The sequence below is a fragment of the Caballeronia mineralivorans PML1(12) genome, assembly GCF_001028175.1.
Classification (GTDB): domain Bacteria; phylum Pseudomonadota; class Gammaproteobacteria; order Burkholderiales; family Burkholderiaceae; genus Caballeronia; species Caballeronia mineralivorans.
In genome coordinates this window covers 1-14,297 of sequence record NZ_AEJF01000196.1, presented here as the reverse complement: position 1 = coordinate 14,297, position 14,297 = coordinate 1, and the positions used below count along the sequence as shown (strand labels likewise).

Here is a 14,297-nt window from a genome sequence, read left to right as displayed (position 1 = left end):
GGCGCAGCAACCTTCCTGCGCCTTGTTTCATAGTGCTTGCGTAACGCCTGCACCAACCTCAATGCAAGGTCGGACCCGCGTCCTTGCCCGGCTCTTCGTCGTCCTCGTCGAGGACTTCCAGCCCGTCGAGGCCATGGGCGTGCTGATGTTCCTTCTCGTCCTCGGTGGCTTCGCGGACTTCCTGCACGTTCAGCGCGAAGCGCAGCGCCATGCCCGCGAGCGGATGATTGCCGTCGAGCACGACTTTATCTTCCGCTACGTCGGTGACCGTGTAGATCAGCGAATCGAGTTCGTCTTCACCGTCTTCGGGCGTGCCTTCGAACTGCATGCCGACCTCGAGCGGTTCCGGAAAACGGCCGCGTGCCTCGACTTTCACGAGATCGGGATCGTACTCGCCGAACGCATCTTGTGGTTCGAGCTGCAACTGGGTCTGATAGCCGGCTTCCTGACCGTCGAGTGCTTCCTCGATCTTGGGGAACGTGCCATCATAGCCGCCGTGCAGATAGACCATCGGCTCGTCGCTTTCCTCGATCAGATTGCCATGAGCGTCAGACAGCTTATAGGCGACTGATACGACGGTGTCTTTTGCGATTTTCATTGGATTCTCCAAGATACAAGCCTCAATTATACGATGCCAGCGCGGTCCCCTAACGTTCCCTCAAGTCCTTTCGCGGTGCCGCTTCCCGACGAACCTGCAACCCTGCTCGGCAACCTCGCGCCTGCGCAATTCATGCGCCGGTACTGGCAGAAAAAGCCGCTGCTGATCCGTCAGGCCATTCCTGGCATCCAGGCGCCATTGTCGCGCGACGAGCTGTTCGAACTCGCCGATAGCGAAGACGTCGAATCGCGCCTGATCACGCATTTTCGCAAGTCCTGGGCAATGGAGCACGGCCCTTTTGCGCCCGATGAATTGCCATCCGTAAAAAAGCGTGACTGGACATTACTTGTGCAAGGGGCGAACCTGCACGACGACCGCGCCCGGGCGCTGCTGGACCGTTTCCGTTTCATCCCCGATGCCCGCCTGGACGACCTCATGATTTCGTACGCCACCGACGGCGGCGGCGTGGGCGCGCACTTCGATTCCTACGATGTCTTCCTGCTGCAGGTCCACGGCAAGCGGCGCTGGCGCTTTGGCGCACAACGCGATCTCTCGCTAAAAGAGGGGCTGCCGTTGAAAGTTTTACAGCACTTCGAAGCGGACGAGGAATGGGTGCTGGAACCGGGCGACATGCTTTATTTGCCGCCTCACATCGCTCACGAAGGCGTGGCTGAAGGCGAGTGCATGACCGCCTCTATCGGTTTCCGGGCACCCTCTGCAAGCGAACTGTCAGGCCAGTTCCTGTATCACCTTGCAGAGCGTCTGGACGACGCCCGTGACGCCGCCGCGAAGAGTGTCCAACGCTACCGCGATCCGGACCAGCCGGCGGTCAGCCACCCGGCGTTATTGCCACCGCTGCTGATCGAGCGGGTTGGCTCGATCCTTGCGAACATTGCATGGAATGAGAAGGACGTCGCGTCGTTTCTCGGAACGTACCTGAGCGAACCGAAGCCGAATGTCGTATTCGATCCGCCGCGACGCCCTTTGAATGAGAGCAGGTTTATCGAACGCGTGAAACAATCAGGTTTGAAGCTCGATAAAAAGACCGTGCTGCTTTATGACAAACACGCTTATTTTCTGAATGGCGAACAGGATTTATTGTCGGGAAAGGCCAAAAAATGGCTGCTTGAACTCGCCGACAAACGGTATTTGGAGGGGAAACGCTTTGTAACACTCTCAGGCGATTCGTCAATGACAGTGCTACTGCACGAGTGGTATTGTGCGGGCTGGATACAAGTCGACGCAAACGCCTAGTGTTTGGACTGTCTTGCTGTTCCGTGGGTTGAAATGTATGAGAAAGACAACGTATTGGCCCCGCATTTATCGACGGTCGATACGAAAGTGCATATAATTTCCGCCCAAGCCGTAGGAAGTCTCACAACCATACATAATGTGAGTCCACAACGGCCCGGGTCGGTGTTGGAGCACACATTACCGGTACTTTGCGCTGTTGCTTACCTTTAACCATAAAAGGACGTGATCATGAAGAAATCTCTCCTCGTAGCATCCCTGTTGGCTGCTGTTGCTCTTGCTGCATGCAACAAGTCTAGCGATACGGCTGCTCCGGGCGCTGCTAGCGATACCTCGGCTGCTTCGGCACCGGCTGCTGCTGCTTCGGACGCTGTGGCGGCTGCTGCAAGCGACGTGAGCGCTGCAGCATCGTCCGCTGTGGCCGCTGCAAGCGACGCAACGGCTGCTGCCGCATCGGCAGTGGACGCAGCTGCTTCGGCAGCTACTGCCGCTTCGGGCGCAAGCCAGTAAGCACATAGTCAGGGGCCCGGTTCCAGCTCTTTAGCTGAAAACGAAGCCTCCGCAGTAAGCCTCGCAGAGATGTTATTCTGGGAGGCTTATGAAAAAACCGGCCCTCGGGCCGGTTTTTTTACGTCTGTTGTTTCCGTTGTATCAATACACGTTGTATATGCGTTATGCGAAGCTCAAAACGAAACGCTGCCCGATTTCATAAGGACAACCAGCCGAAACCATCGGCTTGGGTCGCGACCATGACATCGGCCGCGGTGCCGCCCAGGACGGCAGCAAGCGCCGCTTGGGCGAGCTCGGGCAGGTTGTTCTGCTGACTCAGATGCGCGGCCACCAGATGGCGCAGCTTCGATCGGTCAAGCGCTGCAAGAATCCCTGCCGCAGCGTCGTTGTTAAGATGTCCATGCATGCCACCAATGCGCGCCTTGAGCGAAGCCGGATAGCGGCTTGACGCGAGCATCCCGACATCGTGATTTGATTCGAGCACCAAAGCATCGCAACCGCTCAGCACATTCGTGATGTGAGTTGTCGCAACACCTACATCCGTCAGGACGCCCAAACGGCTTGCGCCGTCAGAGAACACGTATTGGAGCGGTTCGCGCGCGTCGTGAGGCACGGTATAAGGGAGCACTTCCAGATCCCCTACTACTACGCTCTCGTCGCCCCAGAGCACATGCAGATCGACCGGGGCTTCGTCGGCACCCACTGCGCGTGCGGTACCCCAGCTCATGTGCAACGGAATCGACCATTTGCGCGCCAATGTCAGCGCGCCACCTATGTGATCCGTGTGCTCGTGGGTGATAAGAATGGCGTCGATCTCGTCTGCGCGAACGCCGAGCCGCGCCAGGCGCCGCTCGACTTCTTTCGCAGAGAAACCGCAGTCCAGCAGCACGCGGGTGGTCGTCGTGCCGCTTACCGACTCGACGAGCAACGCATTGCCTTCGCTGCCGCTGCCGAGACTGGCAAAACGCATGCGTGAAGCCTAGTTCAACTGCGCGTGCAGCAACGCGACGATTCGTTGCGCGTCGGTCGATGTATCGACCTGACCATTGGCGTCGACTACGGCGATCTGCGTCACCGTGTCAGCCTTCGGACGCACGTTCACCATGAACTCGCGTGTAGGCTTCGGCGTGCCGCCGGCAAAGAGCTTGCCGAGCAGACCTTCCTTCTTCAACTCCTGCATCGAGTCCGAGAAACGCACGTAATACAAACCCTTCGCGCGATCCTGGTTGTCGACCGTGAAGTTGGTCCGGTCGAGTGCGAGTCCCACGCGCAACCAGGCGCTGTCGAACGGCTCGGAAAGATCGAGCGTGGACGAGCCACCCGACTGGTCGACCGTGGCCGTCGCGGTCGCCGGACGGGCATCGGTCAACAATTGCTTCGCTTGCGCGTCGGTCAGGCCGAACTTCTCCATCAGCTTCGCGAGGAACGCGGCCTCGAGCGCCGGATTACGCGGCCGCTCGACCCATTTCGACGAGGTCTTGTCCTGACCCGTTAGCATTTCTTCCATCGCGGCGTGGGTGATGGAGATGTCGGTGGAAGCGTTCGAACCGCGCTCGACCAGCGTACGGAACTGATCGCGCGTACCCGATGAATACGCAAAGTCGATCAGCTTGCCGATGCTCTTCCTGAACCAGTCGTCCGGAATGTTCGCGCGATTTTCAGCCCAGTCGGTGGTCATGATGCCGGTCGCTGCGGCATCGGTCTTGAGCGTGAAACCGTTCTCTTGCCAGAACTCCTGCAACTGCGGCCAGAGCTGGTCGGGCGAGCGGCCATCGACCACTAGCCAGCGGCGATCGCCGTCGCGCTCCACGTGCATGCCGAACGGGTCTTGCGGCGTCGGCAAACCGACGGTTGCATTGCCCGCGGGCGTAAGCGAACGCGGTGCAGCGCCGCCGAGAGAATTCAGCTTGGGCGGTGCGGCGTAGCGCTGACTGATATCGGCGGTGCTCAAATCCGATGGCACGGTCAGCGTAGGCGCCGTTTCAGCACCCTTGTAATTGACCCGATCCGGCGCGAGCCAGTCGTTCAACGTATCACAACCGGCAAGCGAGATCAGCGTGCCGATTCCAAGCGACAGCACGCTCAGGGTGCGAGCGTGATTGAATAAGGCGGAACGTTTCATGAGGTCCTTCGTGATGCTGAATGCGCGTTGCCTGGAAGCTAAGCCGGGAACGGGTCGATGAACGACGGGTTGATGACACTCGCTGGCTGGCCGAATGGTATTACGGCCGAAACCACTGCATTACGGTGGCACGCACGTTTTCAGATGCGCCCCGCCGCCGGCCGTCAGGCCAGAAGTCCTGTTTCGCGTAACGCGTCGCGCACGACGCCGTGATAGCGCTCGTCGAGCGGCGTCAGCGGCAGGCGAATCCCGCTTTCCATGCGCCCGAGCGCAGCAAGCGCCCATTTCGCGGGGATCGGATTCGACTCGCAGAACATCTGCTTGTGCAGCGACAGCAAGCCCAGGTGAATCTTGCGCGCAGTGATCGCGTCGCCAGCGAGCGCCGCGCGGCAGAGTTCGCTCATCGCGCGCGGCGCGACGTTCGCAGTCACCGAGATATTGCCGTGGCCGCCGAGAAGCATTAACGCGATGGCGGTCGGATCGTCGCCGCTATAGATCGCGAAATGCGCCGGCGCGTACTTGATCAGGTTGGCCGCACGGTCGATGTTGCCCGTCGCTTCCTTCACGCCCACGATACCCGGCACCTCAGCGAGGCGCAGCACGGTGTCATGGTTCATGTCGGCGACGGTCCGGCCCGGAACGTTATACAGGATGACGGGCAGGTCGACGGATTCCGCGATCTTGCGGAAGTGCTGGTACATGCCTTCTTGCGTCGGCTTGTTGTAATAAGGAACCACTTGCAGCGTGGCGTCTGCGCCGACTTCCTTGGCCGCTTTTGCCAGCTCGACCGCTTCGGACGTGGAGTTGCCGCCCGCGCCGGCGATGATCGGAAAGCGCTTGGCCGTGTGCTCGACAGCGGTTTTCACCATCAGGATGTGTTCATCTACTGAGAGCGTGGCCGATTCGCCGCTGGTGCCCACCACGACGAGGCCGTTCGAGCCCTCTGCCACATGCCAGTCGATCAGTTTTCGAAACGCCGGCAGATCGAGACTACCGTCCTCGTGCATCGGGGTGACGATGGCAGGAATGCTGCCGCGGATCTGGACGCCGCCGTGTGTTCCGTTTGTCATGAAACGCTATGAAATTGATCGGTAAACCGCGATTGTAGCGGATTAGCCCTGCAGTACGTAACGATCGGGATCTGACCCATTGTTACGTTCCGTAAGACCCGTTGGGGTGGGCCGCGCCGGGGCGGCGGCGCAGATGCGCTGCACGCAGGATGCACGCGGCGCGTTGATAAAACCATCCTGATAAGCGATGACCCGCAACCGTCCGTGCACGGCCTCGAGCAACTCGCCTGGGTTGAGCAGGAAAGCCGGATTCGACGGCTTGCCGAACCGTTCGTTGCCCACCGCGAAGGTCTCATAGAGCAGCACGCCACCGGGCGCGAGGGCATCGAATAAGTAAGGAAACAAGGGCCGGTGAAGGTAGTTCGTCACCACTACGGCGGCGAATTTTTCGTCTTCGCGCAGCGGCCAGCCTGCGTTTTCCAGATCGGCGCAACGCGTGCTGACATGCTGCACAGCAGCGAGACTCGCCAAGACGGTTTCATCGCGATCCAGCGCCAGCACCGAATGCCCGCGCAACGCAAAATAACGGGCGTGGCGGCCGTTGCCCGACGCAACATCAAGCACCGCGCCACCCTGCTCCACCAGATGCGACCATTGCTCGATCCACGCACTGGCGGCGGTGGGTGGCGTGGGCGCAGCGGACATCGCCGTCATCAGTTGTAGGAAAGGCCCATTGCGTCGCGAACGTCGCGCATGGTCTCCACCGCGAACTTGCGCGCCTTGTCGCAGCCGTCGGCGACGATCGCGCGCAACAGCGACGGATCGTCCATGTATTTCTGCGCACGTTCCAGCATCGGTTGCTGCTCGCGCAAGATGCCTTCGATCACCGGTTGCTTGCATTCAAGGCAGCCGATTCCCGCGCTGCGGCAGTTCGTCTGCACCCACTTGTGCGTGGTTTCGTCGGTGTAGACCTGATGCAGTTGCCACACCGGGCATTTGTCCGGATCGCCGGGATCGGTGCGGCGAACCCGCGCCGGATCGGTCGGCATGGTGCGCACTTTCTTCGTGATTGTCTCGGCATCTTCGCGCAAGCCGATGGTGTTGCCGTACGACTTCGACATCTTGGCGCCATCGAGTCCAGGCATCCGCGACGCTTCGGTCAGCAGCGCCTGCGGCTCGACCAGAATGATCTTGCGCGCGCCTTCCAGATAGCCGAACAACCGTTCGCGATCGTTCATGGACAGGCTCTGCGATTCTTGCAGCATCGCACGCGCCTTTTCGAGCGCTTCGTCGTCGCCTTCCTGCTGATACGCGACGCGCAGTTCGTGATAGAGCTTCGCGCGTTTGCCGCCGAGTTTCTTCGCGGCGTCCAGCGCCTTCTCCTCGAAATCCGCTTCACGCCCATACAGGTAATTGAAACGCCGTGCGATCTCGCGCGTCATCTCGACGTGCGGCACCTGGTCCTCGCCGACCGGCACGAGCGACGCGCGATACAGCAGGATGTCGGCCGCCATCAGCACCGGATAACCGAGGAAGCCGTATGTGGTCAGGTCCTTTTCCTTTAGCTTCTCGATCTGCTCTTTGTAGGTCGGCACGCGTTCGAGCCAGCCAAGCGGCGTGCCCATGCCGAGCAGCAGCGCGAGTTCGGCATGTTCGGGCACCCGGCTCTGGATAAAGAGCGTGGCTTGCGCCGGATCGATACCGGACGCGAGCCAGTCGATCAGCACTTCCCACACGTTCTTCTCGATGACTTCGGGCGTTTCGTAATGGGTCGTCAGCGCGTGCCAGTCGACGACCGCGAAAAAGCACGGGTACTCGGACTGCAGCCGCACCCAGTTCTTGAGCACGCCGTGATAGTGGCCTAGATGCAGCGAGCCGGTCGGCCGCATGCCGGAGAAGATACGGTCAGGGAACATGGATTTATTGTAAAAGCGAGGCAAGGGGATTCAGGACGGCCGACACCGCGACATACCCGGCGCTCACCAGCGGCCCGAGCCAGAAACGCGTCAGGGTACCGGTCATGACAAGCGCCATCACGATGAAAAAACCGTAGGGTTCGAGCCGCGACAGCATGATCGAAGCGCGTACAGGCAGCAGCGCCATCAGCACGCGTCCGCCGTCGAGCGGCGGCAAGGGAAACAGGTTGAGCACGCCGAGCACCAGGTTCACGCCGACACCGGCTGCGGCCATGCGCGTAAAAAACGGTTCGTTGACGCTGAACGACGCCAGCAGCACGGCGAAGATGCCCCAGATGAGCGCCTGCACGAAATTGCTCGCCGGTCCGGCGGCTGCGACCCACAAGCTGCCCCAGCGCGGATTGCGCAGATTGCCGAATGCAACCGGGACGGGTTTCGCGTAGCCGAACATGAACGCGCCGCTCGTGACGAAATACAGGATCAGCGGGATGGCGAGGGTGCCGATCGGGTCGATGTGGCGCATCGGGTTGACCGACACGCGGCCGAGTACGTAAGCCGTGTTGTCGCCCAGCAGGCGGGCTGCGTAGCCGTGCGCGGCCTCGTGCAGCGTGATCGCGAAGATCACGGGGAGCGCGTAGACCGCGATAGTTTGTATCAGGGAGGAATCCATAGCTCGCTATTGTATCAAGCAGTTGTGGCGCCACTCGGTGGCGGACGGTTTGCGTTCGCCCAAGGGCCGTGGGTTTGCGAGCGTCGAGGCGAATGACGTTGCGCTTGGGCTATTTCCCTGAGCGCGATGTCATCGCCTCAATGTGTAATCGTACGTGAGCGTACGTAAGTGCGCTGCGTCATTGCGGATTCTCGGCGGTGAGGCCGAACGGTTCCAAGCTGCCTCGGCCGGGGCGCACCAATACGGGCTCTTCGCCGGTCAGGTCGATCACGGTGGAGGGTTCCATGGCGCACGCGCCGGCGTCGATAACCAGATCGATTTGCTTTTCCAGCCGCTCGCGAATCTCTTCGGCGTCGTTGAGCGGATGGGTGTCGGGCGGCAGGATCAGCGTCGAGCCAAGCAGCGGCTGGCCCAGCGCTTCGAGTAACGCCAGCGTGATCGCGTGATTCGGCACGCGCAGGCCGATCGTCTTGCGCGACGGGTGTGAGAGGCGCCGCGGCACTTCCTTCGTCGCCTGCAGGACAAACACGTAAGGTCCGGGCGTCACCGATTTAATCAGACGATAGTTTCGATTATCGACAATCGCGAAATTCGCCAATTCCGATAAATCGCGTACCAGCAGCGAGAGCAGTTGCTTCTCGTCGAGTCCGCGAATCCGGCGGATGCGTTCAACGGCATCCTTGTCGTCGAGATGGCAGGCGAGCGCGTAGCTCGAATCGGTTGGCAACGCGACAATCCCGCCATCGTTGATGATCTGCACCGCCTGGTTGATCAGTCGCGGCTGCGGATTGTCCGGATGAATTCGAAAAAATTGAGACATGACCAGATGACGTAAGTGGGTTGTCCGGATTTGCCTGCACACCGGCGCCAATGCGTTTAGCGATTTACGTTTTTACGCGCCACGCGCACCAAGCGCACCGCGCATTACGCCCGTGGTTTCAAGCTGGATACCAGATGAAAGGCGCCGGGCGGTGCCAATGCGAACACGCGAGAATACCCGCAAATGCGTGGAGTTGCGCGACAAACAGAAGTGGATGAACGCAAGGATCGTGCGCGGTTTTTCGCGCCTTCCAACGCTGCTCAACGATGAGCGGGGGGCCATGCCATACCCGCTGTTTAAAGCAGACACTCCCACACGGGCTTGAGATCGGCGGGAAGCGGCGGCAACTGGCCAAGGTCGATACGCCCCTCGCCCGCCGCATGGAAATCCGAACCACGCGACGCGTAGAAACCATATCGACGCGCTACTTCCGCATATTCGCGATACTGGTCCGGCGTGTGGCTTCCAGTCACCACTTCAATGGCGCGACCGCCGAGCTGGATGAATTCATCGAAGAAAGCGGTGAATTCGACCGGCGAGAAATCGTAGCGGCCAGGATGCGCGATCACCGCCTCGCCGCCCGCCGCCTTGATCCATTTCATGGAGTCGGCGAGTTTGGACCAGCGGTGGCCAACATAACCCGGCTTGCCGTCGCCGAGATATTTCGAGAACACATCCGAGGTGGATTCCGCGTAGCCCTTGTCCACCAGATAGCGTGCGAAATGCGTGCGCGAGATCATGGCCGGATCGTTCACATACTGAAGCGCGCCTTCGTATGTGTCCGGGATGCCGACCGCGGCAAGCGCCTCGCCTATTGCTTCACCGCGAGCCTGGCGGCCGCTGCGCGTCTGCGCCAGGCCATCGATCAATTCCTGGTTGTCCACATCCACGTTCAGCCCGACGATATGCACCGTCCGCCCCGCCCACGTGACCGAAATCTCCACCCCGCTGAGATAGCCCATGCCGAGCGCTTCTGCCGCTGCACGCGCCTCGCGCTGACCGCCAAGCTGATCGTGGTCGGTGAGCGCCCACAGCGCCACACCGCCCGCGTGAGCACGCGCGGCGACCTCGGCGGGAGCGAGTTGGCCGTCGGAAACGGTTGAGTGGCAATGCAGATCGGCGTTCATCGTTTGGCTCTAGGGGTTATCCGCCATTCTACTGCAACGCGTCAATGCGATTCTGTCACCTACCGATCGGTCGATCACATAATTTCGGGCCACCAACCCTACGCGCAAAACGCCTCGATCAGCGCCGCTACCCGCTCCGGCTGATCGTGATGCAGCATGTGGCCGGCGTGCTCGACGATCTCTTCGCGCCAGTCCGCGAACGCCTTGAAGCGCTGCTTGAATTCATCGATGGGAACGCTAGCGGCAATCATCGCGAGGGTCGGTGAAGCCAGCGCTTCAACGTGCAGGACCTTCGCCTGCACCTTCGCCCAGACGGCCATCACCTCATCCAGCCGATACAGCAATGGCCCACGCATTTTGTGCGCAGGATCGGCTAACAGATGGTAACGGCCGGTATCGTCGAGCTTCGCCCAGTGTTGCGCCAGAAAACGCGCTTTCGCCATCGGCAGACGCGAATTCGTGCGTATCAGCCGTTGGGCGACATCGTCGAGCGTGGCATACGTGCTGAGCGAAGGCGGTGCGCGCAAATCGTCCAGCCATTGTGCGATCCGCGCGGGTGAACGCTCCGCTTTAGCCGGCGCCATACCGAACCCCTCCAGATCGACCACGCGCCGCACCCGCTCCGGCCGCACGCCCGCGTACAGGCAAACGACGTTCGCGCCCATGCTGTGACCGACCAGGTTCACCGGCTCCCCACGTAGAGAAGCGGGCGCGTAGTGGTCGAGCAGCGCGTCGAGATCGGCGAGATAGTCCTGGAACCAGTAGTGGCCGCTCTTACCCTCCGCCACGGGCCAGTCAGAAAGCCCGAAACCGCGAGCGTCAGGTGCGATCACCTGCCAGTCACCCGCGAGGGCATCGACGACGAATTGGAACGACGCGGAAATATCCATCCAGCCATGCAGCATGAAGAGCATAGGTGCGTCAGGCGATCCCCAGCGGCGGACGTGCAGTCGCGTGCCGCGTGTGGTGACGAATTCGGAAACGGGGAGTTTAAGAGAAGTCATCGGGGAATCGGTGCAGTAATCGGGGCAGTTTCAATGGAGTCGATGTCGTCAAGGCCCGCTAGAGCGCGCAATTCGGCTTCATCGAAACCGGCGTCGCGGCGTGCTTCGAAATTGAACGGGCCGCGTAATTTTGGCGCGTGATATTGCCCGGCGAGCTGCGCGTAGGTGGTGTGCGGATCGGCGGCGGCTTCGCTGCACAGGTGCCGGAACCAATGGTTGCCGATCAGCACGTGGCCGATTTCATCGCGCAGAATCACGTCGAGAATCGCCGCCGATGCGTGGTCGCCCGCTTGCGCGAGGCGCCGGCGAATGGGCGGCGAGGCGTCCAGGCCACGCGCCTCCAGCGTACGCGGCACAAGCGCCATGCGGGCCAGCACGTCGCCGCGGGTGCGCTCGGCCATCTCCCACAAGCCATCGTGAGCGGGAAAATCGCCATACTGATGGCCGAATTCCGCCAGACGCGCGCTCAGCAACGAAAAGTGGCGCGCTTCCTCGGCCGCGACCTTGAACCAGTCGCGATAAAACGCCTCGGGCATCGAGGGGAAACGCCAGACGGCATCGAGCGCCAGATTGATCGCATTGAACTCGATATGCGCGAGCGCGTGCAGCAACACCGCTCGCCCCGCGTCCGACTGCATGCTGCGGCGCTTGAGCGACGACGGCGCCACGAGCTCCGGCGCCACCGGGCGGCCGGGCAGATCGAGCGGATCGGGGATATCGGCGATAGTGTCCAGCGTGGTGTCACCCGCCAGCAAACGCTCGTAGAAATGCTGGGCGGCGCTTGCCTTGGTCGCGGGATCGCGCTCCCGGAGCAGCGCAAGCGCGGTCGGCCGGACGCTGGTGGACGCTGAATAATCGAGCTGTTCGGACATGATTCCAGGGTGCTTATGAACGGCAAGGGATAAGGGCGACGCCGCAGGTTGCGCCACGGCCCGCGCGAGCCGGTATGAAACCGCTAAATCAGGTCCATGAAACCCGGGGCGCACGTCGCTTTTCCGCAACCGGCTAAAATAGCACTTTCCGCGGGCGATTTTTGGCTTGAGGCACGCCGGGGCCGCAGTCTATAGCATCGACACAACCCGCCTGAAATCACCCGAGACTGCAATTTCAATCGATTGTACCGGCCACGCCCGCGGGCCAATCCGCGCGTCATGGCTCACGTCAAGCGCTCACAGGAGACACAGTGGCAATCTACAAGCTCGGCGATGCCGCCCCGACCATCCACGAAAGCGTCTTCGTCGCGGATACCGCGACCATCATCGGCCGTGTGACGCTCGAAGAAAACTCGAGCGTCTGGTTCGGCGCTGCCCTGCGCGGCGACAACGAACCCATCGTGCTTGGCCGCGGCAGCAACATCCAGGAAGGCGCTGTGCTGCATACCGACCCTGGGTATCCGCTGACCATTGAAGCCAACGTGACTATCGGCCATCAGGCCATGCTGCACGGCTGCACGATCAAGGAAGGCGCGCTCATCGGAATTCAGGCCGTGGTCTTGAATGGTGCGGTAATCGGCCGCAATTGCCTGGTTGGCGCGGGTGCCGTGGTGACCGAAGGTAAAACCTTCCCTGACAATACCCTGATTCTCGGCGCGCCCGCGAAAGCCGTGCGCGAGCTCACGGAAGCAGATATTGCCCAGATGCAGGCGGGTACGCGTGGTTACGCGGAACGCCGCGAATTTTACAAGGCGCAACTCGTGCGTATCGGCTGAACGCCGGTTGACACGCGTTACGCCGTCGATGAAAGGACTCAAGCGTGGTGAACGACCAGCTGCAAAAATTCATGTTCAACGCGGCGCCGGTGCGCGGCGAGATTGTCTCGTTGCGCGACACGTGGCAGGAAGTGCTCACGCGCCGCTCGTACCCCACGCCCGTGCGCAATGTGCTCGGTGAAATGATGGCCGCGTGTGCGCTGCTGTCGGCGAATCTCAAGTTCGACGGCACGCTCATCATGCAGATCTACGGCGACGGCCCGGTGACCATGCTCGTCGTGCAATGCAATTCGGACTTGTCGCTGCGGGCGACCGCGAAGCTGGCTGAGTCCATAGAGGGCGCGAGCGAGGCACCCGTGCCGATCACCGACGACATGACCCTCCCCGACCTGCTCAACCGCAACGGCCAGGGCCGGTGCGTGATCACGCTCGATCCGCGCGACAAGAAGCCAGGGCAGCAGGCGTACCAGGGCATCGTGCCGCTGAGCGGCGAGCACGGGCCGCTGGCGTCGATGGCGGAGGTGCTGGAACACTACATGCATCACTCCGAGCAACTCGACACGCGCATGTGGCTCGCGGCGAACACCGAGCGCGCCGTGGGCATGCTGCTGCAAAAACTTCCCGGCGATGGCGGCATCGTCCCGCATCCGGGTGAACACGATGCCGATACGTGGCAGCGCGTGTGCCATCTCGGCGGTACGCTGTCGAACGAGGAGTTGCTGAAGGAAGAGCCGGAAACGGTGTTCAAGCGGCTCTTCTGGCAGGAGAACGTGCAGCATTTCGAGCCGGCGCAAGCGCGTTTCGAATGCACGTGTTCGCGCGAGAAAGTGGGCGGCATGCTCAAGATGCTCGGCCGTGGCGAAGTGGACAGCGTGGTTGAAGAACGCGGCAGCGTGGAAGTGCACTGCGAGTTCTGTAACCAGCGCTACGAGTTCGATCCGGTGGATGTGGCGCAACTTTTTGTCGCTGGGGAAATCTCACAAGGTGTGAGCCCGGCGCCGGATCAACGGCATTAAGTCCGTGTCGTCGCTGCCTCTGTAACAAGACGTCGCAGGATGGATGTTTGACGTGCTGCGGCGTGGCATGATCCGTGTCCGCTTAGTGTCCGGCCCGCTGGAGGTCGAAATGAAACCCTTGGGATGTGTATCGAAGAAACTGGTTATCGCGTTATCCGGCGCGACGCTGCTTGCGCTCGGCGGTTGCATGATGGACCCGCCGGGACCATCGCCAATTTATAGCCGTTTGCCGGCCCCGCAAAATCAGGCACCGCAGCCGCTGTCGAAGGACGAGCAGGAGCGTTACAACCAGATCGACCGGCAAGTGCTGGCCGAACAGCAGCAGGCAATGGCCGCCGATGCCGCCGCGCAGGCGTACTGGCAGTACTATCGCGCGCCGGTCACGGTGTACGGTGGATACTCGAGCGGTGGCTGGGGCAACCGATGGGGCACGGGCTTCGGCTACGGATACCCGGGATATTATTGGTAGCGTCCCGGCCACGCATTGTTCAGCCAAGCCAACTGGTCGTAGCGCCAAGACAAAAAGCCGTTTTCAACTCACGTTG

At 61.3% G+C, this 14,297-nt stretch carries 16 protein-coding genes; 5 read left to right on the top strand and 11 right to left on the bottom strand.

What is annotated here, in order from left to right:
- Nucleotides 1-58: 58 nt before the first annotated feature.
- Nucleotides 59-598: an FKBP-type peptidyl-prolyl cis-trans isomerase gene (locus EOS_RS33430; protein WP_031363930.1), complete on the bottom strand. Its 540-nt coding sequence runs from the start codon at nt 596-598 to the stop codon at nt 59-61.
- Nucleotides 599-631: 33 nt separating this feature from the next.
- On the opposite strand from EOS_RS33430, the gene EOS_RS33425 reads away from it, so the two are divergent.
- Both EOS_RS33425 and EOS_RS45020 read left to right on the top strand, forming a co-directional pair.
- Nucleotides 632-1,852, top strand: a complete 1,221-nt coding sequence (locus EOS_RS33425) for a JmjC domain-containing protein (RefSeq protein ID WP_075645431.1) — start codon at nt 632-634, stop codon at nt 1,850-1,852.
- Nucleotides 1,853-2,080: 228 nt separating this feature from the next.
- Complete coding sequence (locus tag EOS_RS45020) at nt 2,081-2,359, top strand: hypothetical protein (protein ID WP_075645430.1); 279 nt, start codon at nt 2,081-2,083, stop codon at nt 2,357-2,359.
- Nucleotides 2,360-2,555: 196 nt separating this feature from the next.
- Here EOS_RS45020 and EOS_RS33415 read toward each other — a convergent pair whose 3' ends face one another.
- The 10 genes from EOS_RS33415 to EOS_RS33365 form a co-directional block, all read right to left on the bottom strand.
- Nucleotides 2,556-3,329, bottom strand: a complete 774-nt coding sequence (locus EOS_RS33415) for an MBL fold metallo-hydrolase (RefSeq protein ID WP_047896494.1) — start codon at nt 3,327-3,329, stop codon at nt 2,556-2,558.
- 9 nt (nt 3,330-3,338) lie between these two features.
- Nucleotides 3,339-4,481, bottom strand: coding sequence for an outer membrane protein assembly factor BamC (gene bamC / locus EOS_RS33410; protein ID WP_047896493.1), 1,143 nt, complete (start codon nt 4,479-4,481; stop codon nt 3,339-3,341).
- Between the two features lie 164 nt (nt 4,482-4,645).
- Nucleotides 4,646-5,551 (bottom strand): 4-hydroxy-tetrahydrodipicolinate synthase, encoded by a 906-nt coding sequence (dapA, locus tag EOS_RS33405; protein ID WP_047896492.1) that lies wholly within the window; start codon nt 5,549-5,551, stop codon nt 4,646-4,648.
- A 42-nt stretch (nt 5,552-5,593) separates the two neighbouring features.
- A complete protein-coding gene (locus EOS_RS33400; protein WP_053064112.1) occupies nt 5,594-6,205 on the bottom strand; it encodes a class I SAM-dependent methyltransferase in 612 nt (203 codons plus the stop codon).
- Complete coding sequence (locus EOS_RS33395) at nt 6,205-7,407, bottom strand: tryptophan--tRNA ligase (protein ID WP_047896491.1); 1,203 nt, start codon at nt 7,405-7,407, stop codon at nt 6,205-6,207. Before EOS_RS33395 ends, EOS_RS33400 begins: the two co-directional genes overlap by 1 nt.
- A gap of 4 nt (nt 7,408-7,411) precedes the next feature.
- Nucleotides 7,412-8,077, bottom strand: a complete 666-nt coding sequence (locus tag EOS_RS33390) for a site-2 protease family protein (RefSeq protein WP_047896490.1) — start codon at nt 8,075-8,077, stop codon at nt 7,412-7,414.
- A 178-nt stretch (nt 8,078-8,255) separates the two neighbouring features.
- Nucleotides 8,256-8,897: an L-threonylcarbamoyladenylate synthase gene (locus EOS_RS33385; RefSeq protein ID WP_047896489.1), complete on the bottom strand. Its 642-nt coding sequence runs from the start codon at nt 8,895-8,897 to the stop codon at nt 8,256-8,258.
- A gap of 296 nt (nt 8,898-9,193) precedes the next feature.
- Nucleotides 9,194-10,024, bottom strand: coding sequence for a 3',5'-nucleoside bisphosphate phosphatase (locus EOS_RS33375; RefSeq protein ID WP_047896487.1), 831 nt, complete (start codon nt 10,022-10,024; stop codon nt 9,194-9,196).
- 98 nt (nt 10,025-10,122) lie between these two features.
- A complete protein-coding gene (locus EOS_RS33370) occupies nt 10,123-11,028 on the bottom strand; it encodes an alpha/beta fold hydrolase (protein WP_047896486.1) in 906 nt (301 codons plus the stop codon).
- The gene (locus EOS_RS33365; RefSeq protein ID WP_047896485.1) at nt 11,025-11,900 is read right to left on the bottom strand and encodes a ferritin-like domain-containing protein; all 876 of its coding nucleotides are present in this window, start codon (nt 11,898-11,900) and stop codon (nt 11,025-11,027) included. The genes EOS_RS33370 and EOS_RS33365 overlap by 4 nt, the downstream gene beginning before the upstream one ends.
- Nucleotides 11,901-12,211: 311 nt before the next feature.
- Between EOS_RS33365 and EOS_RS33360 the strand changes: the two genes are divergently transcribed.
- The 3 genes from EOS_RS33360 (at nt 12,212) to EOS_RS33350 (ending at nt 14,221) form a co-directional block, all read left to right on the top strand.
- Nucleotides 12,212-12,736 carry a gamma carbonic anhydrase family protein gene (locus tag EOS_RS33360; protein ID WP_047896484.1) on the top strand — a complete coding sequence of 175 codons (525 nt, stop codon included), beginning with the start codon at nt 12,212-12,214 and terminating at the stop codon, nt 12,734-12,736.
- A 47-nt stretch (nt 12,737-12,783) separates the two neighbouring features.
- A complete protein-coding gene (hslO, locus tag EOS_RS33355) occupies nt 12,784-13,752 on the top strand; it encodes an Hsp33 family molecular chaperone HslO (RefSeq protein WP_047896523.1) in 969 nt (322 codons plus the stop codon).
- Nucleotides 13,753-13,861: 109 nt separating this feature from the next.
- On the top strand, nt 13,862-14,221 hold the full coding sequence (locus EOS_RS33350; protein ID WP_047896522.1) for a hypothetical protein: 360 nt from the start codon (nt 13,862-13,864) through the stop codon (nt 14,219-14,221).
- The last annotated feature ends 76 nt before the right edge of the window (nt 14,222-14,297 follow it).

What these genes read in the sequence shown, in the direction of transcription:
- EOS_RS33430 (WP_031363930.1), bottom strand. Translation starts at nt 598, where the DNA reads ATGAAAATCGCAAAAGACACCGTCGTATCAGTCGCCTATAAGCTGTCT.
- EOS_RS33425 (WP_075645431.1), top strand. Translation starts at nt 632, where the DNA reads ATGCCAGCGCGGTCCCCTAACGTTCCCTCAAGTCCTTTCGCGGTGCCG.
- EOS_RS45020 (WP_075645430.1), top strand. Translation starts at nt 2,081, where the DNA reads ATGAAGAAATCTCTCCTCGTAGCATCCCTGTTGGCTGCTGTTGCTCTT.
- EOS_RS33415 (WP_047896494.1), bottom strand. Translation starts at nt 3,329, where the DNA reads ATGCGTTTTGCCAGTCTCGGCAGCGGCAGCGAAGGCAATGCGTTGCTC.
- bamC (WP_047896493.1), bottom strand. Translation starts at nt 4,481, where the DNA reads ATGAAACGTTCCGCCTTATTCAATCACGCTCGCACCCTGAGCGTGCTG.
- dapA (WP_047896492.1), bottom strand. Translation starts at nt 5,551, where the DNA reads ATGACAAACGGAACACACGGCGGCGTCCAGATCCGCGGCAGCATTCCT.
- EOS_RS33400 (WP_053064112.1), bottom strand. Translation starts at nt 6,205, where the DNA reads ATGACGGCGATGTCCGCTGCGCCCACGCCACCCACCGCCGCCAGTGCG.
- EOS_RS33395 (WP_047896491.1), bottom strand. Translation starts at nt 7,407, where the DNA reads ATGTTCCCTGACCGTATCTTCTCCGGCATGCGGCCGACCGGCTCGCTG.
- EOS_RS33390 (WP_047896490.1), bottom strand. Translation starts at nt 8,077, where the DNA reads ATGGATTCCTCCCTGATACAAACTATCGCGGTCTACGCGCTCCCCGTG.
- EOS_RS33385 (WP_047896489.1), bottom strand. Translation starts at nt 8,897, where the DNA reads ATGTCTCAATTTTTTCGAATTCATCCGGACAATCCGCAGCCGCGACTG.
- EOS_RS33375 (WP_047896487.1), bottom strand. Translation starts at nt 10,024, where the DNA reads ATGAACGCCGATCTGCATTGCCACTCAACCGTTTCCGACGGCCAACTC.
- EOS_RS33370 (WP_047896486.1), bottom strand. Translation starts at nt 11,028, where the DNA reads ATGACTTCTCTTAAACTCCCCGTTTCCGAATTCGTCACCACACGCGGC.
- EOS_RS33365 (WP_047896485.1), bottom strand. Translation starts at nt 11,900, where the DNA reads ATGTCCGAACAGCTCGATTATTCAGCGTCCACCAGCGTCCGGCCGACC.
- EOS_RS33350 (WP_047896522.1), top strand. Translation starts at nt 13,862, where the DNA reads ATGAAACCCTTGGGATGTGTATCGAAGAAACTGGTTATCGCGTTATCC.